Here is a 25,335-nt window from a genome sequence, read left to right on the forward strand (position 1 = left end):
AGGGCAACCGCTTGGAAGCCATACCCGGTGTCTCTGGGTCTCTGGACCTTACGACGGCCCGTCCAACCCACGAACAAGGTAGGACCGCTTGGGCAGCACCACGAAGCCCTTCTGGTCGTCGCTGCGCTTGACGATCGCCAGCACCAGGGCGAGCGCGGCCAGGCAGTGCTCAACGAGGCTGCCGGTGTAGCCGCCGTCGGCCCAGACCAGGGCGAGGCGGTGGTGCGCGTCGGCCACCCGCGCCAGCAGCACCTGAGCGGCGGTGCGCTCGCCGACATCCGCGGCGGTAACCATCACCCCCAGCAGCAGGCCGAGGGTGTCCACCACGACGTGCCGCTTGCGCCCGTTGATCTGCTTGCCGCCGTCGTAGCCGCGGCTGTCGGCGCCGACGACGGCGTCCGCCTTGACCGACTGCGAATCGATCACCCCGGCCGTCGGCTCCGCATCCCGGCCCAGCCTCTCGCGGACCTTGGCGCGCAGCCGGTCGTGGAACTCCTTGACCAGCCCATGATCGCGCCAGCGCCGGAAGAACGCGTACACCCGATCCCACGGCGGGAAGTCCACAGGCATGGCACGCCACTTGACGCCGTTGTCGACCAGGTAGCGGATCGCGTCCAGCATCGCGCGGTGGCAGTACGCCTCCGGCTGCCCGCCCCGGCCGCGCATCCAGCCCGGCACCGGCAGCAGCGGCCGGACCCGGGCCCACTCCTCGTCAGACATGTCGGTCGAATAGCGGCGCTCACGCACCCCGCTGTCGACGGCGTTTCCGAACCGGTGAGCCAGACAGTCACACTCCAGGGCGACCGAAGTGGACTGCCAGGGCATCGACACGGAAGACTGCGGCACCGGGGCCTCCTGCTGCTGCTCGGTGATTAGACACCAACGAGCTGTTCAGGAGGCCCCACTCGTATGCGCCCAACCGTCCGCGACCACCCGATCGAGACTCCCGTTCGAAGCGCATCCCTCAAGATCGGAACGACAACAGCTTCTGAGCCTGTACCGCCTCCAGGGCCATGCCCGCCTCCCGCAGCCGGGTCAGGCATGTGTGGCGGAGCTGGTGGCAGGTCAACTTCGGCAGTCCGGTGCGCTTCCGGACGCCGTCGAGGATCTCGTCCAGGCCGTCGGCGGAAAGCCGCCGGCCACGGGTCGGCCCGCGCAACACCACGAACAGTCGGTCGTGCCCGACCGGCGGACGCTCGCGGTCCAGGTAGTCGCCGACCGCGCTGAAGAACTGCGCGGAGACGGGTATCAGGCGCTGGTGCCCGCCCTTGCCCTCGCTGATGAAGACCCGAAGCTCACCCGGAGAGGTCACCCAGGCGCAGACCGAGGACTTCGCAGCGGCGCAGTCCGCCCAGCAGCATCGTCAGGATCATGGCCCGGTCCCGGCGGTGTTCAGCGAACCGAGGACCAATTCGACCTCGCCCGGTCCGAGAACGCGCGGGAGGGTTCGGGGCGTGCGCAGGAGCGGTGCCCCGCGATTGCCGCTGCGACGGCGGTTGGCCAGCCCCGTCGGCACCGGGTTGCGATCAACGGCCAGGTCATCGCGGGTCATCAGGTAGCCGAACAGCCCCGAGATGCTGGCGAGTCGGCGCTTGATGGTCCTGGCCGAGAGACCCGCCTCACCGTCTTCGAGCCGGCCGACCTTCGGGCCTCGCCGCGGTTTCTTCTGCTCGGTGATGAACGCGAAGATGTCCGCGGTGACGACGTCGGCCGGCTCCTTGGGCACCACCGAGAAGAAGACCTTCAGATCGTAGGCGGTGGCCAGCAGGGTGTTCGGCCGACAGCGTGCCGCCACGAACTCCAAGTAGTCGTCGACCAGGGCGTGCCCGAGCGACGCCACAGGGTTTCCCGCGGCATCGACACGTCGTACCAACTGTGGCTGCCAGGCCATCCGAGCTCCTCGACGGGAGCGACCATCCTGACGGGCAACACGAGATCGCGGAAGAGTTGTCACGCACATAACCGCCCAGGACGTTGAACGCCTCGACGTGTCCTTCCATGAAGGACTCCTGGGCCTGCGAGGCGTAGACACGGTGGACGGCCTTGCCCGAATAGGACAGCCGCAGCGTGAACGGGTGGCACTTGACGACCTCGCCCGCCAGGCGGACCCATACATCGGCGAAATCCACCTCGGCTTCCTCACCAGGCAGATGGACCTGCGGGACCATGCCCGTCAAATGCCGGCGGCCCTCCAGTACCTCGGCCTCGATCTGCGGGCGTCTGGCCAGCACGTAGTCGCAGACCGTGGAGTACGACGCCTGGTCGAAGCCGTACTCCTGAGCCAGACGCTGATGGATGCGGCGGGCGGTGTGCCTCTGCTTGCGCGGCGCGGTCGCATCCTCCCGCAGCATCGCGTCGATCCATGCCTTGGCCGGATCCAGGACCGTGGCCCTCGGCGCCGGTTTCTTCCTCGGCGGCGGGACCGCAGAGGTCAGCGCCTGCCGCACCGTCCGGCGGTGCACTCCGTACTTCTCCGCGAGTGCCCGCTGCGACATCTCCGGATCGAGACGCTTGTCCCGCCGGATCGCAGCGAACAGCTCCGTCCGCGACAACCCCATCCCGGCCTCCCGACAGGACCGTGATCAAGCAACACGGCTTCCGACATGACCGTGATCGATGCACAAACCCTGCCGTCGCCGGGCGGACGGAGCAGCGCATTCACTCCAAAGAGGGCACGTCGCAGACCTGACTCTCGGCCCGCTCAGAACAGCGTCTTGCAGAGCAACCCGGCAAACCAAAGCCTGTCTGGAGTTGTGATCCCGTCGCAGGGAAAAGGGTTGGAGGGACGATGATCGAGCTGGTAGCTTGCAGTTGCCCGTGACACCGCCCGAGGAGGTGAGACCCATGAACGCTGTATCGACGTGGGTGCTCCCCCTTCCCGTCACGGCCGGGCGATTGACCTAGGTGTCGCCGGGAGCGCCTCGACTACAAGGCACTCCGAAAGGCAACACCTCATGTCTCTGAAGTTCACCGCCGAGTCGTCGTCAAGCGACATGCTTGAACGCGACTTCACCGTGGGCGATGTTCCCGGCGTTCTCTGGTCGCCGGTTTCCGGCGCCGATCACGCGCCCCTGGTCCTGATGGGCCACGGCGGCGGCAACCACAAGAAGCACCCGGCGATGGCCGGCCGGGCCCACCTCCTCGTGACCGGCTGCGGCTTCCATGTCGCCGTCATCGACGCGCCCGGTCACGGCGACCGGCCGCGCACGGAGCACGACGAGCAAGAGATCGCCCAGCTGTTCCGGGCGAGGGCGGCCGGCGAGCCGGAAGGCCCGATCGTCGTCCGCTACAACGACCACCTGGCGGGACTCGCCGTGCCCGAGTACCAGGCAACCCTGGACGTCCTCCAGGAACTTCCGGAGATCGGCACCGACGGACCGGTGGGCTACTGGGGCATCAACATGGGCACCGCGATCGGCGTGCCGTTCGTGGCAGCCGAACCCCGGATCACGGCCGCGGTCTTCGGCCAGCACTGGCCCGACGTCCTGGCCGAGAAGGCGAAGCAGATCACCATCCCGATCGAGTTCGACATGCAGTGGGACGACGAGCACATCCCGCGCGAGGCCGGTCTCGCGCTGTTCGACGCCTTCGCCTCAAAGGAGAAGACGCTGCACGCCAACGCAGGCAAGCACAAGGAACTGCCCAGGTTCGAGGCCGACAGCGCGGTCCGGTTCTTCGCCCGGCACCTGGGCGAAGCGGTCACCGCGGCGGCCTGAGATGAGCGGTTGCGGCACCCGGCTCGCCGGCCGGGCGCCGCAACCGCGGCCCCGGGTTGAGGGTGCGTACCCAGATGACGGATCCGCCATGACCGGGGTGGTGCCAGATCAACTTCTTACGCCGCGGAGCCAAATCTGATCCGTGCAGTGGAGCCCAATGAGGTGCCTACAAACACACGCCCGTCGGCCCACACCCGACGGCCTGGTCCCGCTGACCTGCAACGAGATCCAGCGCCTGTTCATCACCCTCGTCGTCCAGCCTCTCCACGACACGGCCCACCGGCTCGCCTGGTCCGACTGGCGCCGCCGCCATCAGCAGCGATCACGCACCAGCCACTACCGACGACAAGCCGCATCACAGACATGAAGATCACGATCTACAGCTGGAGTACTAGGCTCGAACACATGAGCGGCCCTATCTCGCTGGCCGCCCTCGCACCGGTCATGAAGCGGATCATGGTGGACACCGTTCAGATCTTCCGGCCCGGCCCGCAGGTCCTGAACGAGGACACGGGCGAGTACGAGCCAGGCCCCGACGTCATCGTGTGGGAGGGCCTGGGCGCGGTGTTCGCCGCCGGCGGGCCCGTCTTCGCGCAGCCCTTGCTGGGGCAGGCGTACCCGGACGATGCGCGCGATCGGTACCGGCTGCTGACGCCGCTGGAGGCGCCGCTGGCGTCCCGCGACGACTGTGTGCGGGTCACGGAGGCCACAGCAGATCAGGGGCTGTTGGGCCGGGTGTGGCGGGTGCTGGACATCTCCGACGCCAACACGCTGGCGGTGGTCCGCACCACGTGGATGGACGAGACTACGCAGGCAACCACCCGCTATTAGGGCGCGTATCGGGTCGTGATCAAGGAGTGGCTCGCGTGAGGTCCTTGATCCAGATCATCGAGGCGCGGAGGTGGAGGCCGGTGAGGTAGCTCCCCGGGGCCTTGTCGTAGCGGGTGGCGATGCCTCGCCATGCCTTCATCCTGTTGATCGCGCGCTCGACAGTGTTCCGTTCCTTGTAGAGCTCGGTGTTGTGGCTGACAGGCATGCCACCCCTGCTGCCCTTCTTCTTCCGGTTGGCGGCCTGGTCCTTCTTCTCCGGGATAACCGCCTTGATACGGCGTTTCCGCAGGTAGGTGCGGTTGCCACGGGACGAGTACGCCTTGTCCCCGGCGACCGCGCCGGGCCGGGTACGGGGACGGCCGGGCCCATGCACCCGGACCTTCTTCAGGACGGGGATGAACTGCGGGCTGTCGGCGGCCTGTCCCGCAGTCAGGACGAACGCCAGCGGGCGGCACCTCCGGTCGGCGGCGAGGTGAACCTTGCTGGTCTGCCCACCTCTGGAGCGTCCGAGGAGGGCGGCCTTCAGCCGGAGTTTGCGCCGGCGCCGGACACGTCGTCGCTCTTCCCGCCCGGGATCCGTTTCGGCGTCCTGCCCGTTTTGTTTTTTGAGGCTGCCCCCCTTGCCCTCGCCTTCTCCTCCTCGGCGGCAGCCTTCTCCAGTGCGGTGATGACGTCCTCGCCAGGTGGTTCTGTTCACGAGTTCGAGTTCCGGCAGCGGTTGTTCACCATCTCGGGAGGTGATGAGGATCTGCGAAAACGGCCAGGCCCGCTCTCGATTCCCCACTTGGTTGCGCGTGCATCGAAGGCCGGAGTCGCCCATCCCCGTAGGGTCCGGCGGCACGTCGCCCCCGGTGAGGCGGTCCCGCTCCACCTGGAGGCGGTCGCGTTCGCTGGTCACCCGAGCGGTGGGAGGCGAGGACGACGTCCGCAATGGCCAACCGGCGGCGACTGTGAAAATCGCTGCCCGATCACCGGAGCACGGTGATAGATATCCGGCGTGGAAAAGAATCTTGAGTTCCCTGACCTGCTGCGACTGATCGATGAACGGTCGACCGCCTTCCGCACCGCGGTCGCCGCCGCGCCCAGTCTCGACGCACAGGTGCCGACCTGCCCCGGGTGGACGCTGTTCGATCTGGTGAAGCACCTGGGTGGGGGAGACCGTTACTGGGCCGCCATCGTCGGCGCGGGGCCTGCCGACGCTCCCCCGGCCGAGGCCACCGCTGCGCGCGCCGCTCTGGAAGTGCCGCGGGAGCGTGAGGCCCTGCTGGCCTGGCTGGCCGCGTCGACGCAGCTTCTGCTGAGCGCCCTGCGCGAGGCAGGACCGGACGCCGGCTGCTGGGCGTGGTGGAGTGCCCTGCAGACGCCGCGGACCTCTGGCGGAGTCGCCCGGCACCGGGTCCAGGAGAGCGCGGTGCACACCTACGACGCCCAGCTCGCCGCGGGCGCCCCGCAGCCGCTGCCGGCCGAGGTCGCACTCGACGGTGTCGAGGAGTTCCTGTTCACCTGCGTCGCGACGCCCAGCGCCTGGCCGCACAAGCCCACGGCCTTCGACTTCCACACCGCCGAGGGCCGCTCCTGGCGCCTCACAGTCGACGGCGACGGAGCACGCTCCACCCGCATCCCCGCGCCCACTGCCGCGACCGGCGAGGACTCGGACGCAGCCGGCGCCTCCATCCATGGCACAGCCAGTGAGTTGGTCCTCTACTTGTACGACCGTATCCCCGCGGACTCCTTGCACGTTGACGGAGACGCAGGGCTGCTCGACCTGCTCCGCGCCTGGGAGCCGGAGGAGTAGGACGTAGCGGGGGCGGTTGGCCGCGCCTCGAGCCGGTAGGACACGACTCTTCACCAGGTTCGTCAGTCGCAGCACCGGTCTCAAACCCGCGAGGCGGCCTCGGGGCGTCACCAAGCCGACCGTCTACCTGGTCAGAGCTCGAACTCACGACCTCCGCACGATCAGAGACGAGTACATCGATAGCCGGGCAACCGCCGACCGGCTCGCTCTCCGTATCCAGCGAGCCGGCGGTTCTGCGTCGAGGCCGACCCCTGGCCGCGCTCCTGGTCCCACGAACCCGCCAGATGATCATTTGTCAGGTAGGCGATAGGTAGCTGCTCTCCTCGCCAACCCGCGCAGCGGCGACCGCCGCTCTCGCCATCGGTGTACCCACCGCCTGTTCCAGCGTGGGGAATCCAAGTGAGCATGTCTGGCCAGCACCTGAGCGGCTGGTGGGGAAATTCGAAGAGCCTCATCAGAGGCAGCCGGATCGGCCCTGGGGCGATGTTCAGGAGAACGGGAGGCACCACGCGGCCTCCTCACTCCCGGCGTCGCCGGGATCCACGCAGGGTTTCGATCAGGACCCTTCGGTCAGACGGTGGACTGTCCGCCAGCGAGGGGCTTCATCATCGGGGACGTTCGGGGAAGCGAAGTGGAATGGCACCTTGAGGTGGTCGGCCAGAGCCTGGCCGGCCTCGCCGGCTGCGGTGCCAGGAAGGGAGCCGCCAGGGCGGCGGTGGACGGTTGCCAGGTGGCCTTCCCCGACTGGGTCGTCCAGGACGGCGACCAGCACCACGAACCAGTCGTGGACGGTGTCGCCGTCCCAAAGAGCCTCGATCGCAGCAACACGGCCCCGGAGGGCCGCGGCGCGAGCTGCGAGCGAAGGGATGTCGAGAGGGTCCGGCTGCCTTCGTTGCACGCGCTCGCCGAGGGCTTCGTAGCGCGTGTGGACCACCTGCTCCGCCTCATGCAGGCCCAACCCCAGTGGGTGCAGGGCCTCCCACACAGACTTGACCGCCATCACCCGGTGGTCACGCAGCACGTCGGCATCGACCTCCCGGCGGGTCCGTTCTTCTAGGTAGGCCCACCAGCCACTCACGGGGCCACCGGGAGGGAGTGCATGGGCGTGCGTCATGGGTCGAACGTACGTCAGTAAGCCGAGCGCGACCCAGTCGGTCCACCAGGCGGGCAGTGCTGTCGAAACTCCGTGGACATTCCGCCCATCTCCCGCCACTGCCCGCCGGTCCTGAACCGCCAGATCACGCCCTCGAACTGCTGCCGCAACCGCTCGGGGTAGGGGCCGTACGCGCCGATGGGCAGGTATGGCCCGATGAACTCCCATTCGACGTCCGTCAGTTGCACCCGCGTCACGCAAGAAGATCTACCGGTCCGGGCCCTGCCGTGAGGGCGAATCCCAGCAGATTGATCACGATGCGATCTGCGCCCTGGCGCCACCCCGAATACTGCAACCTTCGTGGTGTCCTCGTCGCCTGAAATGGCTGATCCGGCGCGGCCGGTTTCAGGACCAGGCGATCTCGCCATGGCGGGAAGCGAAGCGTCCGGTGCCAGCGCCGGGCTCCTCGGTGGCGAGGGCGACGATCGCGTCCGTGCCCTCGGTGACGGTTTGGGGGCCGCTGTGACCGTTGAGGTCGGTCGCGGTGTAGCCGGGGTCGGCGGCGTTGACGCGGATGCCCTTCAGCCCCTTGGCGTACTGCGTGGTCAACATCGTCAGCGCCGCCTTCGAGGAGGTGTACAGCGGCGCGACGACGTGCGACTCGGGCCGACCGGGGTCGTGGGTGAGGGCGAGGGAGCCCATGCCGCTGCTGACGTTGACGATCACAGGGTCGTCCGAGCGGCGCAGCAGCGGCAAGAACGCGGTGGTGGTGCGGACCACGCCGATGACGTTGACGTCGAGGACGGCCAAGGCGTCGGCGGCGGTGAGGTCGCTGGGATCGCCGACGGGGCCGTGCACCCCAGCGTTGTTGATCAGGACGTCGATCCTGCCCTCGTGGTCGGCGACGTTCGCGGCCGCAGCGGCCACGGACGCGTCGTCGGTCACGTCGATGGGGACGTAGCGTGCGCCGAGCGCAGCGGCGGCCTCCTCGCCCTGCTCGCGGTTGCGCGCTCCGACGAGCACGGTGTGGCCACACTCGATCAGGCGGCGGGCGGTCTCGCGGCCGAGACCCTTGTTGGCTCCGGTGATGAAGGTGATCGTCATGCGTTCGATACTGGTCCCGAGGAGGGAGGCGGACCAGGGACGCTTCGACGGTAGGAAGACCAATACCACCCTCGCGCCCACACGCACGACCGGGGATGCAGGAGGATGGAGATCATGTCGACGACACCCGGAACCGGACTGGGCGCGATGATCCGCACGTGGCGGGACGGGCTGCCCCCGTCGGCCGCTGGGCTGCCGGTGGCCCGCGGGCGCCGGGCGGCCGGGCTGCGGCGCGAAGAACTGGCTGACCTGGCCGGGGTATCGGTCGACTACATCGTGCGCCTGGAACAGGGGCGGGCCACGACACCCTCAGCGTCGGTGGTGGCGTCCCTGGCGCGCGCCCTGCATCTGTCCACCGCCGAGCGGGACCACTTGTACCGGCTGGCCCAGCTTGTACCGCCGGTGGACGGCGCGATCTCTGATCATCTCCCGCCCGGCGTGCAGCGGGTGCTCGCCCGCCTCGGGGACGTGGCGGTTGCCGTGTTCGCGGCGGACTGGCAACTGGTGTGGTGGAATCGTGGGTGGGCCGCCCTGCTGGGCGACCCCTCCGCCTCGCCGTCGCGGCTGCGCAACTTCGCGCGCGACAGGTTCCCGGTGGACGTCGGCCCCGCCCAGCTCGCGCTGTGGCAAGTGACCGAGGCGGACCGCGACGCCACCGACGCCGCCGTCGTCTCCGACCTGCGCCGCGCCACCGGCCGCTTCCCCCAGGACAGCCGCTTGGCCGCGCTGATCCGCGATCTGAACGCGGGCAACAGGAGGTTCGCCGAGCTATGGGCTACCGGAGAGGTGTCCGCGCACCGTGAGGACCACAAGACGATCGACCACCCGTCGGTGGGCCCGATCACGGTGGACTGTGACGTCCTGACCGACGGCGACTCCGAGCTCAAGATCGTCATCATGACCGCCGCGCCCGGCAGCGAGGACGAGACCAAGTTCCGGCTCACCGCCATCGCCGGCCCACCGGCCACCACGCACAACTGATCCGACCTGCGCGTCGATCGACCGGCTGCATGTGCGTGGCGAGTGTTGAATCACGATGCCGACCTCTACGAGGAGAGGAACACCGTCGAGCACGTCATCAACAAGCTCAAGGCCTGGCGAGGCGTCGCCACCCGATACGACAAGATCCCAGACCACTACCTCGCCGGCCTACACCTGCGCGCCTCGATGATTGGGATCAAAGATCTCACCCGGACCGCCCATTGATCACGACTCGATACGCGCCCTAGTGCTCTGACCGGGAAGCTTCACCGGGTTGTGTGCACGCCGAAGATGCCGTGAGGCATCGGACCCTGCGCACGCCCCGATGGGCGACCGCTGCCTCCAAGTGGGATGAATCGAGGCGGTACGGGAGTTGGGTTGTGGCGACAGGGCTGTCGGTGATCGTCCTGTCGCCACAACCGGACCGCCACCGAAAGGTCACCCCATGCCCCTGTTGCTCCTCGGCGTTTCCCTCCAGCCGCGCTGGCCGCTCGACGACGGAGGCAGTGTGCTCCGTGCTGCGCGCCGTGCCGAGGACTTAGGCTTCGACCACGTCGCGGTCGGCAACCGACTCCTGGACAGCGGGTTCGGCCTCGACACCGACCCGCTCGTGCTGCTGTCGGCCGTCGCGGGCGCCACGACGCGCCTACGGTTGCTGACGTCCGTGCTCGTCGCGCCGTACTACCCGGCGGTGGTGCTCGCCAACCAGGTGGCCACCCTGGACGTCGTGTCCGGTGGCCGTCTGATCCTGGGCGTCGGCACCGGCTGGAACTCGGACGAGTTCGATGCTGTCGGCGTACCCGCCCGCGAGCGCGGCGCACGCACCGACGACCACCTCGCGGCGGCCAGGGCCCTGTGGACCCGGCGCCCCGCAGACTTCGACGGGCCGTTCACAACGCTGCGCGCCGCGCACCTGGGAGTTCCTCCGGTCACCCCTGGTGGCCCGCCCGTGTGGGTCGGTGGCCACAGCGACGCCGCCCTACGCCGCGCGCTGCGGTTCGGCGACGGCTGGTACGGCACCGGCGCCGATCCCGCGGAGGTCACCGACGTGCGACGCCGTCTGCACGAACTCGCAACTGACGCAGGGGAGGCCGACCGCCTCATCCTCGCCTCGGCTGCATTCCTCACCCCGCCCGGCGTCCCCGCGGCCGTACCACCACCGGGACGGCCACTCGGCGGCGTCACGCCCACCGCAGCGAGCATCACCGACGACCTCGGGCAGCTCGCCGAGGCGGGACTCACTGCCTGCACCCTGTGGCTGCCCGTCGCGGCTGAGCATGTCGAAGAGGCGATGGAATGGATCGCAGCCGAGGTCGCGCCACAACTCGCCTGAGGCGAGCGCGGAAAGAATGGCCGGGTCGCTCAGGCCGCGGCGGCGAGGGGGAGTCCGCCCCTGCGGATGCCTCTCTCGCTGCGGATGCGGGCGCGTTCCTTCCGTTCGGCGGCCAGGACGTCGCGGTGGCGGGCGTTGGCGTTGCGCCAGCGCAGGTACGCGTGCAGGGCGCGAGTCTGGACGGTGTGGTTGGGGTGGTTGGAGTTGGCGATGGTGAACTGCCGCAGCGGTCCGAAGTGGGCTTCTATGGGGTTCGCCCAGGAGGCGTAGGTCGGGGTGAAGCACAACTCGACCTTGTTCTTCTTCGCCCAGCGACGGATGTCGGTGCCCTTGTGGGCGGACAGGTTGTCCAGGATCACGTAGATCGGTGCGCCATCCGGGCGGGCGGCGCGGATCGACTTCAGCGCGGTCAGCGTGTTCGCGGCACCCTTCTTGCGGCGGTTGACGCCCCACAGGCGGTCGTCGCCGACCGAGTAACAGCCGTGGAAGTACCGGACGCCGTGGGTGCGGTGGTAGGTGGCGGGCAGCCGATGGGGACGCCGTTGTTGGGCCCAGCCCGAACCCGCGGTGGGGCGGATACCGAGCGGGCCGAACTCGTCGAAGGCGAAGACCCGGTCCGGGAAGCGGTCCAGCACTTCCTCGATCCGGTCGAGCTTGACGTCACGTTCGGGGTCAGGGGACTCCTTCCACGTCTTGGTGCGCTGGAAGGTGATCCCGCGGCGGGCGAGCAGGCGGCGTAATGCTTCGCGGCCGATGCGGATGACCCGGCCGTGGACTTTCCGCATGTAGGCGACGAGCTTGCGCAGCGACCAGTGGGTGAAAGGCTGGCCGAGCTTGACCGGGCGGGTGGTGGCCGTCCTGAAGACGAAGTCCTCGTCGTCAGGGGTGAGCAGGCGGGGACGGCCTCCCGCCCACTGAGGGTCCAGGCAGGCCAGGCCGAGCTCGTTGAACCGATGGATCACGTCGCGGACGGTGTCCTCGTCGGCTTGCACCAGCTTTGCGATCACGGGCACCCGGTTGCCGCCGGCCGAGGCCAGCAGCCTCATCGCCCGCCGGTATCGCACCGAGTTGTTGCTGCCCCGGCGCACAATCTGCTGCAGCTTCTGCCCCTCCTGGTCGGTCAGTCTGCGCACACGGACAGGTTCGGCCACCGCACCTCCAGCGATCGGATCGGACATCACCCCACATCCAACCGCCACGACCACGAACCCGGCGAACCTATGCGGTCAGAGCATTAGCAGCAGCCCCGCGAAGCGCATGCGCGAGGCGGCAGGCATGGCCTAAAAGCAGGTCCGCCATGCGGACATTGGTTGCGTCGCCGCAATCACCTGGCACACTACCGACTAGGTCACGAGTGACAGCGATTCGGCCCCGGCCCGTTGTCCGGCAACCCTCCGTCCGTGGCAGGGTGCCCCGGGTGAAGACCAGGCCGTAGGCAGCGAGGTCTGCGGCAAGCGCGGACCCCTGCCTGGTGGGGGTCCTGGTCCTCAAGGAGTGGTTCTCGTAAGCAAGCGAGTGCGATAAGGCGTCAAACGCGCCCTATTCACCAATTCTTGTGCTAAGCCGCCCTGTTGCGGTGTGCGCATGACCTCGCCTGCCTCTCACGGGAGTTCACCCTGCCCGCCTCCGCCGCTGTCGCCGTCCATGACCTACAGAGTTGAGGCCCGCTACGGGCTGAAGCAACGGAGCAAGCGACGTCACACGCCAAGGCGCGGGCAGAACCGGCACCCTAGCCCTGCGTCAGGCGATAGGCAGATGCAGAGCGGAGACCCGGCACTCTTGTGGTAGGGCGGGCCCCGAGTCCAAAGGGCCTCCTCCATGATCAGCCTGCAGTTCTCTGCCGAGAACGCCGTCGTTGTCCTACTCAGCTGTCTCATCGGGATGATCGTGTATCGGCACAGCCGTGATAGCCATGCCGGTCCACAAGCCAAGGGCGACTTGGCCACCGCTATCGCAGCCGTGGCGACCACCATCCTGGTTCTGAGCTTCCTCTTTGGGATGGGAGACGGGTCGAAGTCAACTGGCGAAGAGCCGCAACCCACCGTTTCGGCATCGGGGCCGTAACCAGGCCCTACCGCCGGTCCGCGAGCCGTTGGTCGTTCCCCCTGTACACGCCCGTGTAGTGCTGGTTCGGGCCGCCTCGTCGGCCCGGCCAGCTGTCCGTGCCGGTCCGTAGGCTGATCGGCATGGACGATGAGCAGCTGCGTCAGGTCCGGATCAGCGCCGACCAGGCCGCTGGCACGGTGGTCCTCGACGGCCGAGACATCTCCTCTTATGTGGGCGGGTATCAGCTGAGCCAGCGCGCTCAGCATCCGGCGGTGCTGGTGCTGTACCTGTCCCCGCTGGTGAAGGACGACTTCGAGGGCCTGGCCCACGTCGTTGTCGGTGAGGCGCCGGACCCGGGACCTGCCGCGGCGGCGTTCCTCGGCGCCATCGATGCGGGCGAGCTGGAGCGGCAGGTGCTGGCCCGCCACGACTTGATGGACGGCGGCCCGCACGAGCTGACCCGGGCCATGCTGCAGCTGCTGCAGGAGTGGGCACTGGGCAGGTTCGAGCCGGAGGTGGCCGATGCCGTCCCCGAGTAATCCGCACCCCAACGCGCACCCGCGGGCGGGCGCGTACAGCAACGCCGCCGTGATCGCCGCCATGCTGGAGGGACGCGCGGACCGGGTGCTGCCGCAGGCGCTGTCGCTGGTGCGGCACTACACGATGCTGCTGGAGACCCAGATCAAGGCGAACGCCTCAGGAAGGCCGGGCCCGAACGTGATCACGGGTGACTACCGCCGCTCGTGGACGCACGAGGTGCATGTGGCCGCCGGCGTGGTGACCGGCACGGTCGGCACGAACAAGCCGCAGGCCAGGCGCCTGGAGTACGGGTTCGTCGGCGCGGACAGTCTGGGCCGCGTCTACGACCAGCCGCCCTACGCGCACGTCGGCCCGGCTGTTGCGACGATCGAGCCGCTGTTCGTGCAGGCGCTGGGCCGGATCGCTGATGGGGGGCTTGAGTGAGCAGCACCCTCGCGGAGGACCTGCAGCAGGCCGTGGCCGGCGTGATGCACGCCCACGGCTTCGGCCTGGTGTCGCGGCTGGTGTTCGTGGTCGAGCTGATCGCCGAGGACAGCGGGGAGCTGGGCCTGCTGCGCGGGTCGACGCCCGCGAGCATGCCGGTTTGGGACGAACTGGGGATGCACCAGTACGCGCTGGCCGACATTCAGGCGGTCGTCACCGCGGCCAGGGTCGTGGATGGAGAGGAGGAGTAGGTGACCGTATCGCAGCGGCAGACGGCCCTCGCCGTGCAGTCGATGCTGCAGACCATCACGGGCCGCTCGTGCGCGTACGGCACGGCGCCCACCACGGCGTCCCAGCCGACCCCGCGGGCCGGGCCAGGCGGCCCGGCCCGCCCCAGACCTTTGGGGTACCTGATGACCGCTCAGCCTGTGGAATCCACAGCAGGCACACCGTCGCTGTGGACGGCCGCGCACGACGTCGACGCCAGACGGCCGCGCTCCCTGCAGCAGCAGCTCGGCGCCTCGGACACGGTGTGCGAGCGCCGCGCCGCCTACATCGTGGCCGGGACCGCCCCGAGCGACGAGACCGACAAGCGTGCCGTGCGACGTCGCCCGCTGCGCCGAGACCGGCCTCCAGCGCCTCGGCTGCGGCCACCACGGCAACGCCTGCAACACCCGCTGGACCGGCCACTGGCCCGGCGACGCCGAGTGCATCGAGTACGGCTTCCTCATCAACCTCGGCCCCGACCGGGAGCCCATGCCCGACCTCAACCGCCTCTACGCCGAGTGCGACTGGGACCCCACCCAGCAGCGCATGGTCCGCCGCACCACCACCTGACCCCCGCACTCGACGACCCACACCACGAAGAGAACGCGATGCCAAGACTGGGCGACCTGACTGCCGAGCAGCTGCTCGACGGCGCCGACAAAGACATGTCCTACCTGGTCAGGCGCTCCAGCCGGTGGGACGTGATCCCACCAGGCAGAACAAGGGCACATCATCTCGGCCTGGGTGATCTCCCACCACGTGGCGGCTCCCCCGGCAGGGCGGCGGGGGCGGCTTCGGTGATCGGAGTCCGGCGGAACAACCCGCCCAGCCGTCAGCACTGCTCCTGTCCAGCGGGTACTGGTGAACCATGACTGGCACCTTCACCACCCGCACTGTCGACGTGACAACCGGCTCCGCCGAAACTATGCACGACCTGACGAACGCGTGCTCCGCGTTCCTCCGGGAGGTTGCTCACGGGAGAGACGGACTGCTGAACGTCTTCACCCCGCACGCGACGTCCGGCCTGGCCGTCATCGAGACCGGGGCCGGCAGTGACAATGACCTGCTGGCGGCCCTCCGTGAGGTTCTTCGCGCGGACGACCGCTGGCAGGACCGCCACGGCGGTGCGGGCCCCGGCCGCGATCACATGCTCCCGGCCCTGGTCCCGCCCCACGCCACGCTGCCCGTGGTCGGCGGTGAGCTGGAGCTGGGGACCTCGCAGTCCGTCGTTCTGGTGACCACCGGCCGGGACACCCCCGACCGAAAGGTCCGGCTGTCCTTCCTCGGCTGACCGTACGCCGCGCTGCCCAAGCATTCAGGTCCGCGGAATGCTGCCGGCGTCGATGAGGATCTGTTCGGCCTGGGCGACATTGTCGGCCCGTACGGCTCTGGCCATTGCGGCCCGTGCCGCGTCGGGTGCCGCGTCGGGCGGGACCACCAGCAGGGCGAAGTGATCGTTGTCGCCCCGGCTGATGAGGACCGTGTCGTCACCGACAGGGAAGGAGTCGATGCGCACAACCCGGTCGTCGACGGTCAGCCGCGTCGGGAGCGGCTCCTCCCAGGCACTCCCGTCCAGGCCCACGCGCATGATGGGCCCGAGGTGCTCGGTCAGGGCGGTGATCAGACCGGGAAGCTCGGCATGGATGTCGCGGGAGCGCGGCCACCACGCGCCGTCCAGGACTCCCCCGCGCTCTTGCGTCGTCTCCAGCCGCAGGAGCGCCGTCCCAGGTCTCACGGCGTGGTGAATCGCATCCGGCAGAAGCCCGGGAAGGCGTGGGGTGTCGGAACCGGCCATGGTGTGCTCGCCCGTCTCCGAGAGTTCCGCGCATTCGCTCGTCGTCCGGAAAAGGCCGGCAGCACCCGGCGAAGCGTTCGTAGTAACCCCACCGTACTCCGCAGGCCGGCGGCGGGGTCGCCCACAGGACCGCCCCCGTACGCCCGCGTTCCCGCAAGATTGCCTGGTCGCGCGGGGCCTGTGGACCCGCCCGCCGGAGTAGGGTGAAGAAACAGGGAACGCTTCGTACACCGGCCTCCATGCGGGTGTCGTTCCGGGCGAGTCCCAATGCCGGGCCGACGACGCCCGGGGGCAGGTTCGCATCATGGCTGCCACCACCGACCGTACGACCACCGACGAGCATGCCCCTTCGCCGCCCGCTCGCCTGTCCCTGACGCCAGGAACGGCGCCGGGGCTTCTGGACGGCTCCTGGTGGCCTCGCTCGCGTGACCTCTCCCGCGAGCTCCCCGCACTGGCGGAGAGGCTGGACCACTCCTGGGGGCGGGTCACCCACGTCACGGTGAATCCGGCCTTCTGGCCCGTGATCCCGCGCAAGGTTCCCGTCACCGGACACACGGTGCACGTGGGGTGGTTCACGAAAGAGCAGGACCCGCACAAGCTCCTCGTGTTCTCCTACACTGCGGACCGCCTGGACCTGCTGATCATCCCGCCGGAGACCAACCCGGCCGCGGCCGCCAGGCTGATGTCCGCCGCGACCACCCCCGGAGGCCTCCTCACCGCGAGCAGGCTGATGGAGGACGAGCGAGCGGCCGACGACGCGGCGGAGTCACGGGACCGCGAAGAGGAATGGGAGACCGAGGGTGGAACCGCGCCATCACCGGCCCGGAACCCGACCGGGCCTCCGCGCTCCGCCCGAGGGATGTGAGGGCAGTGGAGATCGCCGTCACCCTGGCCTTGATCCTGGGCCTGATCGCTGTGGGAGCCCTTCTGATCCGCCGGCTCAACGCCCAGCACGACGAAAGGATCGCGAGCTTCCACTACAGCGGCGTCCTGCCGTGGCGCGACAGCAGAAGCCGGAAGCGGCCCCGGTCGACCATCGACCCCGCCGGCCCCCTCGTCGCCCGTAACCGCCGCGCACAACCGCACGGGGACCGCAAACACCGCCGGATCTTCTCCGGGCGGAGGCGGTGAACATGACGTCCGCACACGCCACGCCCACCCCCGCACCAGCGGATCCGGTGCCCCCGGCGGGGTGCGCCGACATTCGCGTCGTCGCCGCGTCCCCCGAGACCGCTCGCCGCGTCGCGGAAGTCCTCCGGCACTGCTTCGATTCCACCGAACAACGCAGCTACCCGGCCGGCCGCGAAGGCGGTACCCGGCTCCATCTCACCGTGGACACCACGCATCCCGCCGAACCCGCGCGATCCTGGCTGGTGACCAGCCGGGCTTCGGCTGCCGACCGCCCACAGCACGGCGACGTCTGAACAGCCGTGCAGCGCATGCCCTGCACAAGCCCCCACGTCAGCGGCCCGAGGAGCATCGGTGAATCGCCACTTGGACTTGCCCGGCTTCACCCTGCGTGAAGGAAGCTCCACCCCCTGCCAGGCTGCCGTGAACAGGAGCAGGGCCCCAGCCAGCGGACGCCGCGACCTCCCCTCGCCCGGAGGGCGAAACCCACGAAAGGACCGTACCGTTGGGCCCATGAGCGTCTTCATCAAGCTGGTGGAGAATCGGCCGCCAAAGGAATACGCGAACGAGCGCAGGGCGGATATCTCCTACCACGACACCGTCGAGGAGAAATCCGAGACCACTTACCAATACGACGTACTTCCCAGCGGGGCCCTGCGAATCCTCCGGGTCACAAGAGGAGAACAAGCCGCCATCCATGCGGTCTACGCCCCGGGCCTGTGGTTCCGCGTCGAGGGCCTCTGCCGCGGCACTACCGAATAGCGGCCCGAACAGGGCCGAACAAAAAACGTCATACCCCCGACTGCTGGAACGAGGCCACGACGCGGGAGCGACCACACGAGATCTACCGACCGAGCCGAACGCGGAGACGTCACCCAGCTCGGGCACCCACTTGAGGCCGTCCAGCCACCGAGAACCCCTTGCCGGGGGTGCGGGTACGTCGAAGCGCCAGAGATCCGCCCGAGCGTCCTGTACGGACTCGCCCCGCAGATCAGCGTGAGCGGATAGCCTGTCCTCGCGGCCCCTGGACTGGTCGTGAGATGGCCACGAGAGGCCCTACCCCCGGCGGGGTAGGGCCTCTTTGCGTCGCAAGGGCGATGCGCTGGAGACGCTTTCCCGCACGGCGCTCAACTGGTGGCCCGTCCCGCTGGTGGCCGTGTGGCCGCCGGGGGGGCCAGCGTGTGGCCAGGGTGTGGCCGGAAGGAAAGTGAAACCCGGTGAACGATCTTCGCGGATCGACACGGTGCATGGCCGCTGACCTGCATAGACAGGTAAGGCGGGGATGGGTAACGAAACCCAGGGTCACGCTCTGGCGACCTCGTAATGCGTAGGTCTCGGGTTCGAATCCCGAAGGCGGCTCCATAGTGAACCCCGGGTCGGGCCTTTGACCTGGGGTTTTCTGTTTTCGCTGACCTCGGAATTCGGGCAGGTCGGACACTTGCGGCCTGTGCATCGCAATGCGTCGGTCGCGGGTTCGCTCGTTGTTGCCAGCGGGCCGTGATAAGGCTCTGACCAGGTGTTTTGGTGTATTGGGCCCCTCGGATGACTATGCAGGCAGACGCTCCGGTGGACAGTCGGTGGACAAGCGTGCGTGACGGCTCGTCGGAAACGCCTTGCCGCCACTGGGGGAGGCGAGGGTTTCGGGTGTCTTGGGAAGGGTGGTCGGCGGCGTAGGGGTTGTGCTGTTCCGACAGGCTGGGGGCAACCCTGGTTGCCGAGGGATGACGTCACTGGTGAGGTTCACGCCGCAGCGTCGCCCACGGACGGGACCCCCGTCCGTGGGAGGATCGGTAGGTAGGCCGGAGTGCGGCGGAGGGGACGGCGTTGGTGGCGGACGAGGCGATGGCGCAGCGCCTGCTGGGTTGGCTGGTGCCCGACGGTGACCCGCTCGTCGCGCTCTCGGCGGCCGAGGTCGAACGCTTCTGCTGGTACGAGCTGCCCCGCAAGTGGCACGCGGGCGCGCGTGAGCAGCAGCGGGCCGTCGCCGTCCTGGCCGACCTGCTGACCAAAGGCGGCCGCGTTCGGGCCGCAGCGGTGTGTGCGAGCGCGACCACCGCCCAGGTGCTGGCGGCCTGGCAGTGCTCCGAGGAGGCGGGCTTCGCGGCCTATCGCAAGGCCGTGGCTGCCTCGCCCACGACCCCGCCGGATGTACCTGAGCTGAGCTGGGGGCAGGTCATGGGCATCCAGGATCGCCGGCCCGTGCCAACCTCGAAGGTCGACTGGAGCAGGCTCTGGACGAGGGCGAGCTCGACCCGGACGCGCGTACGTTCCCGGCCGCGCGCCGACGGCTCGTCCAGCACTGGCTCACCACTGCGCAGCCCGTGTTCGAGGGCCGCGTCCCGCTGGAGGTCGTCCGCCGCGAACGGCGCGAGTTGTGGGCCGCAGCGCCCCCGGCTGAGCGCTGCGCCCTGCTCGTCGCCGTCCTGCCTGCCCTGGAGGAGTCGGCCGCGGCACCCGTGGACACGGCTGAGCCGCTGCGGTGGCTGCTGGAGCAGATCGGTGACGGTGTCACCCTGACCCAGTCCGGCTACCTGCCGCGGGAACTGGTGTCAGCCGCGTTCGTCCGTTACCCGCACTGGTACCCGATCGGTAGGGGGCCGCGCTCGGAGGCGGACCTGTTCCAGTTGGCCGGCCTGCACGAACTCGCCCGTACCCACCGATTGGTGGCCAAGCGTCATCGCATGCTCAAGCTCTCGGCCGCTGGCCGTGCCCATCTGGCGGACCATCAGCTGCGCCAGCGCACGGCCGCGCTGGCCTGGCTCGGCACCACCGCGGCGGATCGGCAGGTGGCCGAGTGCGCCCTGGGCGCGCTGTGGGCGGAGCCCCGGTTCCGCGAGGACCTGCGCGATGCCGTCCATCCGGTGCTCGCCGCGGGCTTCACGCACGGCGACGGCACCGCGATGGAGGTGAAGGACACCGAGCGGCTGCTGTGGAGGTTCTGGCACACCGGTCGCGAACTCTGCTACCTCGACCAGCGGGAACGGTCCATCGACGCCCCGATCTCCTTGTCCGCCACCGGCCGCCCAGCCGCCCTCGCCGCGCTCCGCCTCCTGGCCGAGGGGACCACGCGACCACATCTGAGCGCGCCTCAGCGGGCTGTCAGGCCGGCGTCCGTGAGGCGCCGCATCAGCGAGGACTTGCCGCGGTGCTGTTCGCGCAGGTCGTGCAGGCGTCGGGTGAACTCCTCGGGGGTGCCCGCCCGGTCGTTGACCTCTCGGAGATCTTTCAGGAGGGTGACGGCGGCGTCGTAGGGGCCGGGCTGCTTCTGCCCGATCAGGTTGGCGATGTCCTGCCAGGCTTGCTCGGTGTTCTCGGCCAGGCGGTCCAGGTGGCTCTCGCGAGCCCGCTGTTCGGCCCGGCGGGCCTGGGCACGGGCCTGCTCTTGCTGCCGGGTGTGCTCGCTGCGCACCTCGTGGGCGGCGTCGAGGAGCTCCGCGGCTGAGCGGCGCCGGGTGGCGGTGGACGGTCCGGCCGTACCACGGGACGCGGCGCGGTGGCGGGCCAGCAGAGTGGGGCCCGGTTGCGGGGCAGTGCCCAGGGCCGCGTCCAGCAGCAGGGCGTCCTTCTCGCGTGGTGGCAGGGCGCGGATCCAGGCGGCGAGCGCGTCCTTGTCGATTGCCTGGGAAGGAGCGGCATCGCTGGCGCGGGCAGCCGCAGTGAGCAGATGCGGGTCGACATGAAGGAAGTCGGCCAAGGCTCGCTGCGGGCCGGTGAGTCGGGCAAGGCCGGCGGGGACGGGCGGCTCGACGGTGGAGGTGTATTCGTCCTCGTCGACGTCCTCCTCCAGCTCCCAGCGGGTGAGCGCGGAGAGCCAGGCCAGATAGAGCGGACGCAGGTCGCCCGCGGCGAGTTCGGCACGCAGAGCGGTGAAGGAGGCGAGGGTGAAGGAGGTCTTGAAGTCCCACTCGCCGCCGTCCTCGGCCGAGTAGGCAAAGTCGAGCAGCAGGTGCCCGTTCCTGGTCCAGCAGGTCAAGGCGTCTTCCGCGCAGTACGGTTCGGCGCCGCGGGCGGGCAGCAGGGTGGTGGGCAGGCGCAGCATCAGGCGCCGCGAGCCCCAGTTTGCGAAGTACAGGTGCGCGTCGTACAGCTGCTCCACCAGTTTGCGCTCATCGCCGCGGAAGTTGCCGTAGTGGTACTCGTTGACGAAGTGCGTCGCGCTGATCCGGGCCCGGCTCGACAGCGCCCGCACCCCTTCGAGCTCGACCTTCGTCAACGGTCGGTCGATGGCTTGGAACTCGTAGTACTGGTACTCGCTCACGTCCGTGCAGACTACCGACAGGCGCTGCGGCTCATCTCACGGGACCTGGATGTGATCCCTCGTTCGGGGCCCATCCACGGTTACGGTCCTGGCGGTGACGTCGGTAGGCTGGGCCGCGCGGGTGACGGATCGTGCCCGTTGCTATCCGTTCCGCTGCTCGCCGAGAGAGGTCGCTTGAGTACCGTCACCACTCGCCCCTCCATCGCTGACGGCTCGGCTCCGCGGCCCGAAGGACTGCCCGACGCGTTCGCGGTGCTGTTGGCCCAGCTGGGCGCGGCTCCGGTGGATCCGGTCACTTCGGTGCTGGTGGATGCGGCGGTGGAGGTGTGGCGCAGGCCCGGTTTCGACTCCTTCCTGTCGCTTCCGCAGCTGTCCTTCGTGCCGTTCGGGTACCAGATGCAGACCGCTCAGACGGTGCTGCGGCGGATGCGCGGCCGGGCGATCCTTGCGGACGAGGTGGGGCTGGGTAAGACCATCGAGGCGGGTCTGGTCCTGTCCGAGCTGCGGATGCGTGGGTTGGCGGATCGGACGCTGGTGCTCACCCCGGCCGGGTTGGTGGAGCAGTGGCGCGAGGAGCTGGAGCGCAAGTTCGGCCTGCCGACGGTGATCGCCCGGGGCCAGGGCTGGGAGGAGGCGGACGCGGAGCGGCCGGTGGTGCTCGCCTCGATCGCCGCCGCGCGCCGGGAGCCGCTCAAGTCCCGGCTGACCGCAGGGCAGTGGGATGTGGTGGTGGCGGACGAGGCGCACCGGTTGCGCAATCCGCGCAGCGCCTCGGGGAAACTCGCCCGGGCCTTGCGTGCCCGCTATCTGCTGCTGCTCACCGCGACTCCGGTGGAGAACCGGTTGCAGGACCTGTACGAGCTCGTGAGCCTGGTCGCGCCCGGATTGCTGGGTACCCCTGCACAGTTCCGCCAGCGGCACGCCGGAGCCGGGACGGATCCTTCGGCGCCGCGCAACCTGGACGCGCTGCGGGCCCGTACCCGTGAGGTGATGGTTCGTCACCGGCGCAGCGAGGTCGAGGTGCTGCTGCCGCAGCGGCTGGCCGAGACGGTGCTGGTGGCGCCCTCGCCGGAGGAGGCGGAGCTGTATGCGGGGATCGCGGCCCGGATCAGGGCGGAGGCCAGGGACGCGTCCTCGGCCCGGCTGCTGACCCTGCGCGGGCTGACCCGGCTGGCCGGGTCGAGCCCGCAGGCTGCCGCACCGACCCTGGCCAAGGCGGGCTGGCCGGACCTGGCGGCGCTGGCCCGGGAGATCGAGGGATCCACCAAGGCCGATCTCCTGCTGGAGCGGCTGCGCCGACACAACGGACAGGGGGAGAAGGTGTTGGTGTTCACCGCCTTCCGGCAGACCCTGGACGCGCTCGCCGCGCGGCTGGAGCGCGAGGGCGTCCAGGCGGCGGTCTACCACGGCAGCCTCTCGCGCCGGGACAAGGAAGCGGCGGTGGCGGCCTTCCGCGATCAGGCGCCGGTGCTGCTGTCCACCGAGTCCGCCGGAGAAGGCCGCAATCTGCAGTTCTGCCATGTGATGGCCAACGTGGACCTGCCGTGGAACCCCATGCAGATCGAGCAGCGCCTGGGCCGACTGCACCGGGTGGGGCAGGAACACGACGTGGTGCTGACCAATCTGGTCGCCCGGGGCACCATCGAGCAACGGATCCTGCACGTCCTCGAATCCAAGATCAATCTGTTTGAGCTGGTCGTCGGCGAGCTCGACATGATCCTGGGCCGGGTGGACGAGGACTTCGACTTTGAGGCCTCCGTCTTCGACGCCTTCGCCACCGCAGAGGACGACGCGGAGTTCGAGGAACGCCTGGAGCGGCTGGGCGAGCGGCTGGTCAGTGCCCGCACGGACTACCTGGACAGCCGCGGCGCGGTCGACGCACTGGTCGGCGGCGATGACGAGCAGGAGGCGGGCCGGTGATCCGCAAGGAGGCGGGGCTGGCCTTCTGGCTGGACTGGGTCGAGCACCGCGGCGGGCTGTGGGAGGACGCCGGGGACAACGCCCTGGCACTCCTTCCCGCTGCCCTGGCGAGCGAGCTGGAGCTGCCCGAGGAGACCGCGGTCACCGCCGACCCCGATGTCGCCCGCGAAGACGGCGCCTTGCTGCTGGTGACCGGGCACCCGGTGGTCGCCAAGGCCGCCGAGAGCGTTCTGGCCGCGGGCGACACCGGCACCCTCACCCTGGCCGCGCCGCGCTCCGTGCCGCCCGATGCCGCCACGTTGCTGTCCAAGGCCCGAGAGCATCTGCCGGTCGACCACGGACGCCTGGATCCGCGCGCCGACGCCGTGCCCGAGCGGGCCCTGCGGCCGGTGCTGCGCGTGGGCGCCCTGGTGGGCTACGAGCTCTCCGCGGAGGACCACTTCCAGGAGCAGGTCGAGGTGTTCGTCGACGTACCCAGCCGCCTGCAGGTGCCGGCGAGGGTCAGCGAGCGCCTCGCCCGCACCGGGCACGACCCCCGTGCCCAGGCCGCGCCGCCGGCCGGGCTCGCCGCCGTGCACTACGCCTCCACCAGCCGGCCGGACCTGGCGGCGGCCCTCGCCGAGGCCCACCGGATGCTGGAGGCAGCCGCCGAACTGCGCCGTGACGGGCTGGCCCGGCAGATCGGCGACGCGTACGCCAAGGAGCGCGCCCGCGCCGAGGAGTACTACGCCGCCGCCGTGGACTCCTTGGAGCGCCGTGCCGCCACCGCGCCCGAGGACCGCGCGGCGTTGCTGCGCGCCCGTATCGAGAGCACGCGCGAGGAGCGCGCCCGCCGCCTGGCCGAGATCGCCGAAAAATACCGTGCCCGCCACACGCTCACTCCCTACCGGCTGCACCTGCTGAGAGTCCCGGTACTGCGCCTCGCGCTGGACGTCCGCAGGGGCGAGCGGCGCTACCCGCTGGACCTGGACTGGTTGCTGCCCGCCGGAGAGTTCGCCCCACTGCGCTGCCCGGCCTGCGCCCAGAGCGGTGCGCCGCTGGTCGCGGCCAAGACCCACCTGGGCTGCGCCCGATGCCTGGCCCCCAAGCGCCCCACCCCGGTTCCAGCCCCGGAGTCCGTGCCGCCGCCCCGCGACGGCACCGCCGCGCACGCTGCCGCATCCGCGGAAGGCGCGGTGCCACCGGTGCGTGCGGGCACCACCGTTGCTGTGGGGCCGTCGGCCGCACGAAACGCCGAGGCCGCAGGCGGCGCTGCGCCGCGGAGCGGGGGTGGAGCGAAGGCCGGGCGAATCGCCGAGGCGTCCGCAGCGCGCGCCGCCTCTTCTCGCCCCGCCACAGCTGGCCATGCCCCGTCCCCGGCGCAGCGCCGATCTGTCGATCCCCAGACCCTGCAGAAGCGCGCCTTCACCTTCTGGGAGCACGCCGCAAGCGGCGACCGCCGCAAGCTGGAGCGACTGTGCGCCACCGACTCGCCCGTCGCCGCCCTGCTGCGGCTGTACGGCGCGGCCGGGCCGCTGTACGGGATCGGGGTCGACTCCCGGGAGCGGGTGGAGTCCTGCACCGTCGTGGTCTTCCCCGCCGAGGGGCGACGCGGCTGGGACAGTGCCGGAGGCGAGGTCCGCACCGACCGGGGACGCCATGACTACCTGCTGCGGTGGTCCCTCGGACCCGACCGGCTGATCGCCGAGGTCCTGCCCCACCAGACCCCCTATGCGATGAACGCCAGCACCATGATGGCGCGCTACCGCCCAGGTGGTACTGAGCCGGCCACCCGCCTCCCGCGTACCGGTGCCGAGCTGGACCCGGTCGCCCACCTGCTGTGGCAGCGCACCCCTGCCCGACACGGGGCGCACCTGGCCGCACGGGCCCTGGCCTCCTGGTGGCGGCTGGCCGACCCGCGGGCATTGCGCGGGCGTTACCCGGCTGCGGTCCTCGCTGCCGCCGCCGAGCGGTCCGCCTGCTACTGGAGCGGCGTCGGCGGGGGCGGTTACGGCGACGCGGCACTGCTGTGGCAGGTCCCCGAGGCCGACCTGCGCAAGGCCGGCACGCACCTGCAGCGCCTGCTGAAACTGTCCCAGGACCAGCCCTGGTAGTCGCGCACCGCG

General features: G+C 69.9%; 25 protein-coding genes, 4 pseudogenes and 1 riboswitch. Of the genes and pseudogenes, 19 read left to right on the forward strand and 10 right to left on the reverse strand.

Annotation, left to right across the window (positions count from 1 at the left end; genetic code table 11):
* Nucleotides 1-48: 48 nt before the first annotated feature.
* The 3 genes from AB0N14_RS25260 to AB0N14_RS25270 form a co-directional block, all read right to left on the reverse strand.
* On the reverse strand, nt 49-846 hold the full coding sequence (locus AB0N14_RS25260; protein WP_366027976.1) for an IS5 family transposase: 798 nt from the start codon (nt 844-846) through the stop codon (nt 49-51).
* Between the two features lie 118 nt (nt 847-964).
* The gene (locus AB0N14_RS25265) at nt 965-1,312 is read right to left on the reverse strand and encodes a tyrosine-type recombinase/integrase (protein ID WP_366027977.1); all 348 of its coding nucleotides are present in this window, start codon (nt 1,310-1,312) and stop codon (nt 965-967) included.
* Between the two features lie 57 nt (nt 1,313-1,369).
* Nucleotides 1,370-1,891, reverse strand: coding sequence for a site-specific integrase (locus AB0N14_RS25270; RefSeq protein WP_366027978.1), 522 nt, complete (start codon nt 1,889-1,891; stop codon nt 1,370-1,372).
* 1,063 nt (nt 1,892-2,954) lie between these two features.
* On the opposite strand from AB0N14_RS25270, the gene AB0N14_RS25275 reads away from it, so the two are divergent.
* The 3 genes and pseudogenes from AB0N14_RS25275 to AB0N14_RS25285 all read left to right on the forward strand — a co-directional run bounded on the left by AB0N14_RS25275 (nt 2,955) and on the right by AB0N14_RS25285 (nt 4,547).
* The gene (locus AB0N14_RS25275; protein ID WP_366027979.1) at nt 2,955-3,716 is read left to right on the forward strand and encodes an alpha/beta hydrolase; all 762 of its coding nucleotides are present in this window, start codon (nt 2,955-2,957) and stop codon (nt 3,714-3,716) included.
* 187 nt (nt 3,717-3,903) lie between these two features.
* Nucleotides 3,904-4,083: pseudogene (locus AB0N14_RS25280) on the forward strand (IS701 family transposase); the annotation flags it as partial.
* 38 nt (nt 4,084-4,121) lie between these two features.
* Nucleotides 4,122-4,547: a DUF6093 family protein gene (locus tag AB0N14_RS25285; protein WP_366027980.1), complete on the forward strand. Its 426-nt coding sequence runs from the start codon at nt 4,122-4,124 to the stop codon at nt 4,545-4,547.
* 19 nt (nt 4,548-4,566) lie between these two features.
* On the opposite strand, the pseudogene AB0N14_RS25290 reads toward AB0N14_RS25285, so the two are convergent.
* Nucleotides 4,567-5,118, reverse strand: a pseudogene (locus AB0N14_RS25290) (IS5 family transposase); the annotation flags it as partial.
* A 426-nt stretch (nt 5,119-5,544) separates the two neighbouring features.
* Here AB0N14_RS25290 and AB0N14_RS25295 point away from each other — a divergent pair.
* Nucleotides 5,545-6,342, forward strand: a complete 798-nt coding sequence (locus AB0N14_RS25295; protein WP_366027981.1) for a maleylpyruvate isomerase family mycothiol-dependent enzyme — start codon at nt 5,545-5,547, stop codon at nt 6,340-6,342.
* Nucleotides 6,343-6,898: 556 nt separating this feature from the next.
* Here the strand turns inward: AB0N14_RS25295 and AB0N14_RS25300 are convergent.
* From AB0N14_RS25300 to AB0N14_RS25310, 3 genes and pseudogenes are all read right to left on the reverse strand, one after another.
* Nucleotides 6,899-7,456 carry a hypothetical protein gene (locus AB0N14_RS25300; protein WP_366027982.1) on the reverse strand — a complete coding sequence of 186 codons (558 nt, stop codon included), beginning with the start codon at nt 7,454-7,456 and terminating at the stop codon, nt 6,899-6,901.
* Between the two features lie 89 nt (nt 7,457-7,545).
* Nucleotides 7,546-7,692 (reverse strand): annotated as a pseudogene (locus AB0N14_RS25305) (transposase); the annotation flags it as partial.
* 148 nt (nt 7,693-7,840) lie between these two features.
* Nucleotides 7,841-8,539, reverse strand: coding sequence for an SDR family NAD(P)-dependent oxidoreductase (locus AB0N14_RS25310; protein ID WP_366027983.1), 699 nt, complete (start codon nt 8,537-8,539; stop codon nt 7,841-7,843).
* A gap of 105 nt (nt 8,540-8,644) precedes the next feature.
* Between AB0N14_RS25310 and AB0N14_RS25315 the strand changes: the two genes are divergently transcribed.
* The 3 genes and pseudogenes from AB0N14_RS25315 to AB0N14_RS25325 all read left to right on the forward strand — a co-directional run bounded on the left by AB0N14_RS25315 (nt 8,645) and on the right by AB0N14_RS25325 (nt 10,853).
* On the forward strand, nt 8,645-9,520 hold the full coding sequence (locus AB0N14_RS25315) for a helix-turn-helix transcriptional regulator (protein ID WP_366027984.1): 876 nt from the start codon (nt 8,645-8,647) through the stop codon (nt 9,518-9,520).
* Between the two features lie 45 nt (nt 9,521-9,565).
* Nucleotides 9,566-9,745: pseudogene (locus AB0N14_RS25320) on the forward strand (hypothetical protein); the annotation flags it as partial.
* A 220-nt stretch (nt 9,746-9,965) separates the two neighbouring features.
* Nucleotides 9,966-10,853: a TIGR03619 family F420-dependent LLM class oxidoreductase gene (locus AB0N14_RS25325; protein ID WP_366027985.1), complete on the forward strand. Its 888-nt coding sequence runs from the start codon at nt 9,966-9,968 to the stop codon at nt 10,851-10,853.
* Nucleotides 10,854-10,882: 29 nt separating this feature from the next.
* Here the strand turns inward: AB0N14_RS25325 and AB0N14_RS25330 are convergent, their stop codons facing one another.
* On the reverse strand, nt 10,883-12,004 hold the full coding sequence (locus AB0N14_RS25330; protein ID WP_366027986.1) for an IS630 family transposase: 1,122 nt from the start codon (nt 12,002-12,004) through the stop codon (nt 10,883-10,885).
* 195 nt (nt 12,005-12,199) lie between these two features.
* Nucleotides 12,200-12,316: riboswitch (SAM riboswitch) on the forward strand.
* Between the two features lie 355 nt (nt 12,317-12,671).
* Here AB0N14_RS25330 and AB0N14_RS25335 point away from each other — a divergent pair.
* The 6 genes from AB0N14_RS25335 to AB0N14_RS25360 all read left to right on the forward strand — a co-directional run bounded on the left by AB0N14_RS25335 (nt 12,672) and on the right by AB0N14_RS25360 (nt 15,420).
* Complete coding sequence (locus AB0N14_RS25335; protein WP_366027987.1) at nt 12,672-12,917, forward strand: hypothetical protein; 246 nt, start codon at nt 12,672-12,674, stop codon at nt 12,915-12,917.
* A 122-nt stretch (nt 12,918-13,039) separates the two neighbouring features.
* Nucleotides 13,040-13,438 (forward strand): hypothetical protein, encoded by a 399-nt coding sequence (locus AB0N14_RS25340; RefSeq protein WP_366027988.1) that lies wholly within the window; start codon nt 13,040-13,042, stop codon nt 13,436-13,438.
* Nucleotides 13,422-13,862 (forward strand): HK97 gp10 family phage protein, encoded by a 441-nt coding sequence (locus tag AB0N14_RS25345; RefSeq protein ID WP_366027989.1) that lies wholly within the window; start codon nt 13,422-13,424, stop codon nt 13,860-13,862. Before AB0N14_RS25340 ends, AB0N14_RS25345 begins: the two co-directional genes overlap by 17 nt.
* Nucleotides 13,859-14,113, forward strand: coding sequence for a hypothetical protein (locus tag AB0N14_RS25350; protein WP_366027990.1), 255 nt, complete (start codon nt 13,859-13,861; stop codon nt 14,111-14,113). The genes AB0N14_RS25345 and AB0N14_RS25350 overlap by 4 nt, the downstream gene beginning before the upstream one ends.
* A gap of 343 nt (nt 14,114-14,456) precedes the next feature.
* A complete protein-coding gene (locus AB0N14_RS25355) occupies nt 14,457-14,699 on the forward strand; it encodes a hypothetical protein (RefSeq protein WP_366027991.1) in 243 nt (80 codons plus the stop codon).
* Nucleotides 14,700-14,997: 298 nt separating this feature from the next.
* On the forward strand, nt 14,998-15,420 hold the full coding sequence (locus tag AB0N14_RS25360) for a YjbQ family protein (protein WP_366027992.1): 423 nt from the start codon (nt 14,998-15,000) through the stop codon (nt 15,418-15,420).
* Nucleotides 15,421-15,444: 24 nt separating this feature from the next.
* On the opposite strand, the gene AB0N14_RS25365 is transcribed toward AB0N14_RS25360, so the two are convergent.
* Nucleotides 15,445-15,924 carry a DUF5994 family protein gene (locus AB0N14_RS25365; protein WP_366027993.1) on the reverse strand — a complete coding sequence of 160 codons (480 nt, stop codon included), beginning with the start codon at nt 15,922-15,924 and terminating at the stop codon, nt 15,445-15,447.
* A gap of 304 nt (nt 15,925-16,228) precedes the next feature.
* Here AB0N14_RS25365 and AB0N14_RS25370 point away from each other — a divergent pair, with 304 nt between their 5' ends.
* The 4 genes from AB0N14_RS25370 (at nt 16,229) to AB0N14_RS25385 (ending at nt 17,814) form a co-directional block, all read left to right on the forward strand.
* Nucleotides 16,229-16,789: a DUF5994 family protein gene (locus AB0N14_RS25370; RefSeq protein WP_366027994.1), complete on the forward strand. Its 561-nt coding sequence runs from the start codon at nt 16,229-16,231 to the stop codon at nt 16,787-16,789.
* A 5-nt stretch (nt 16,790-16,794) separates the two neighbouring features.
* Nucleotides 16,795-17,055 (forward strand): hypothetical protein, encoded by a 261-nt coding sequence (locus tag AB0N14_RS25375; protein ID WP_366027995.1) that lies wholly within the window; start codon nt 16,795-16,797, stop codon nt 17,053-17,055.
* Between the two features lie 2 nt (nt 17,056-17,057).
* Nucleotides 17,058-17,348, forward strand: a complete 291-nt coding sequence (locus AB0N14_RS25380; protein ID WP_366027996.1) for a hypothetical protein — start codon at nt 17,058-17,060, stop codon at nt 17,346-17,348.
* 217 nt (nt 17,349-17,565) lie between these two features.
* Nucleotides 17,566-17,814 (forward strand): hypothetical protein, encoded by a 249-nt coding sequence (locus AB0N14_RS25385; protein WP_366027997.1) that lies wholly within the window; start codon nt 17,566-17,568, stop codon nt 17,812-17,814.
* Between the two features lie 2,326 nt (nt 17,815-20,140).
* On the opposite strand, the gene AB0N14_RS25390 is transcribed toward AB0N14_RS25385, so the two are convergent.
* On the reverse strand, nt 20,141-21,310 hold the full coding sequence (locus AB0N14_RS25390; protein WP_366027998.1) for a hypothetical protein: 1,170 nt from the start codon (nt 21,308-21,310) through the stop codon (nt 20,141-20,143).
* A 174-nt stretch (nt 21,311-21,484) separates the two neighbouring features.
* On the opposite strand from AB0N14_RS25390, the gene AB0N14_RS25395 reads away from it, so the two are divergent.
* Both AB0N14_RS25395 and AB0N14_RS25400 read left to right on the forward strand, forming a co-directional pair.
* On the forward strand, nt 21,485-23,230 hold the full coding sequence (locus tag AB0N14_RS25395) for a DEAD/DEAH box helicase (RefSeq protein WP_366027999.1): 1,746 nt from the start codon (nt 21,485-21,487) through the stop codon (nt 23,228-23,230).
* Nucleotides 23,227-25,323, forward strand: coding sequence for a hypothetical protein (locus AB0N14_RS25400; RefSeq protein WP_366028000.1), 2,097 nt, complete (start codon nt 23,227-23,229; stop codon nt 25,321-25,323). The genes AB0N14_RS25395 and AB0N14_RS25400 overlap by 4 nt, the downstream gene beginning before the upstream one ends.
* The last annotated feature ends 12 nt before the right edge of the window (nt 25,324-25,335 follow it).

The sequence above is a fragment of the Streptomyces sp. NPDC051104 genome (genome assembly GCF_040682835.1).
Lineage (GTDB): Bacteria > Actinomycetota > Actinomycetes > Streptomycetales > Streptomycetaceae > Streptomyces > Streptomyces cynarae.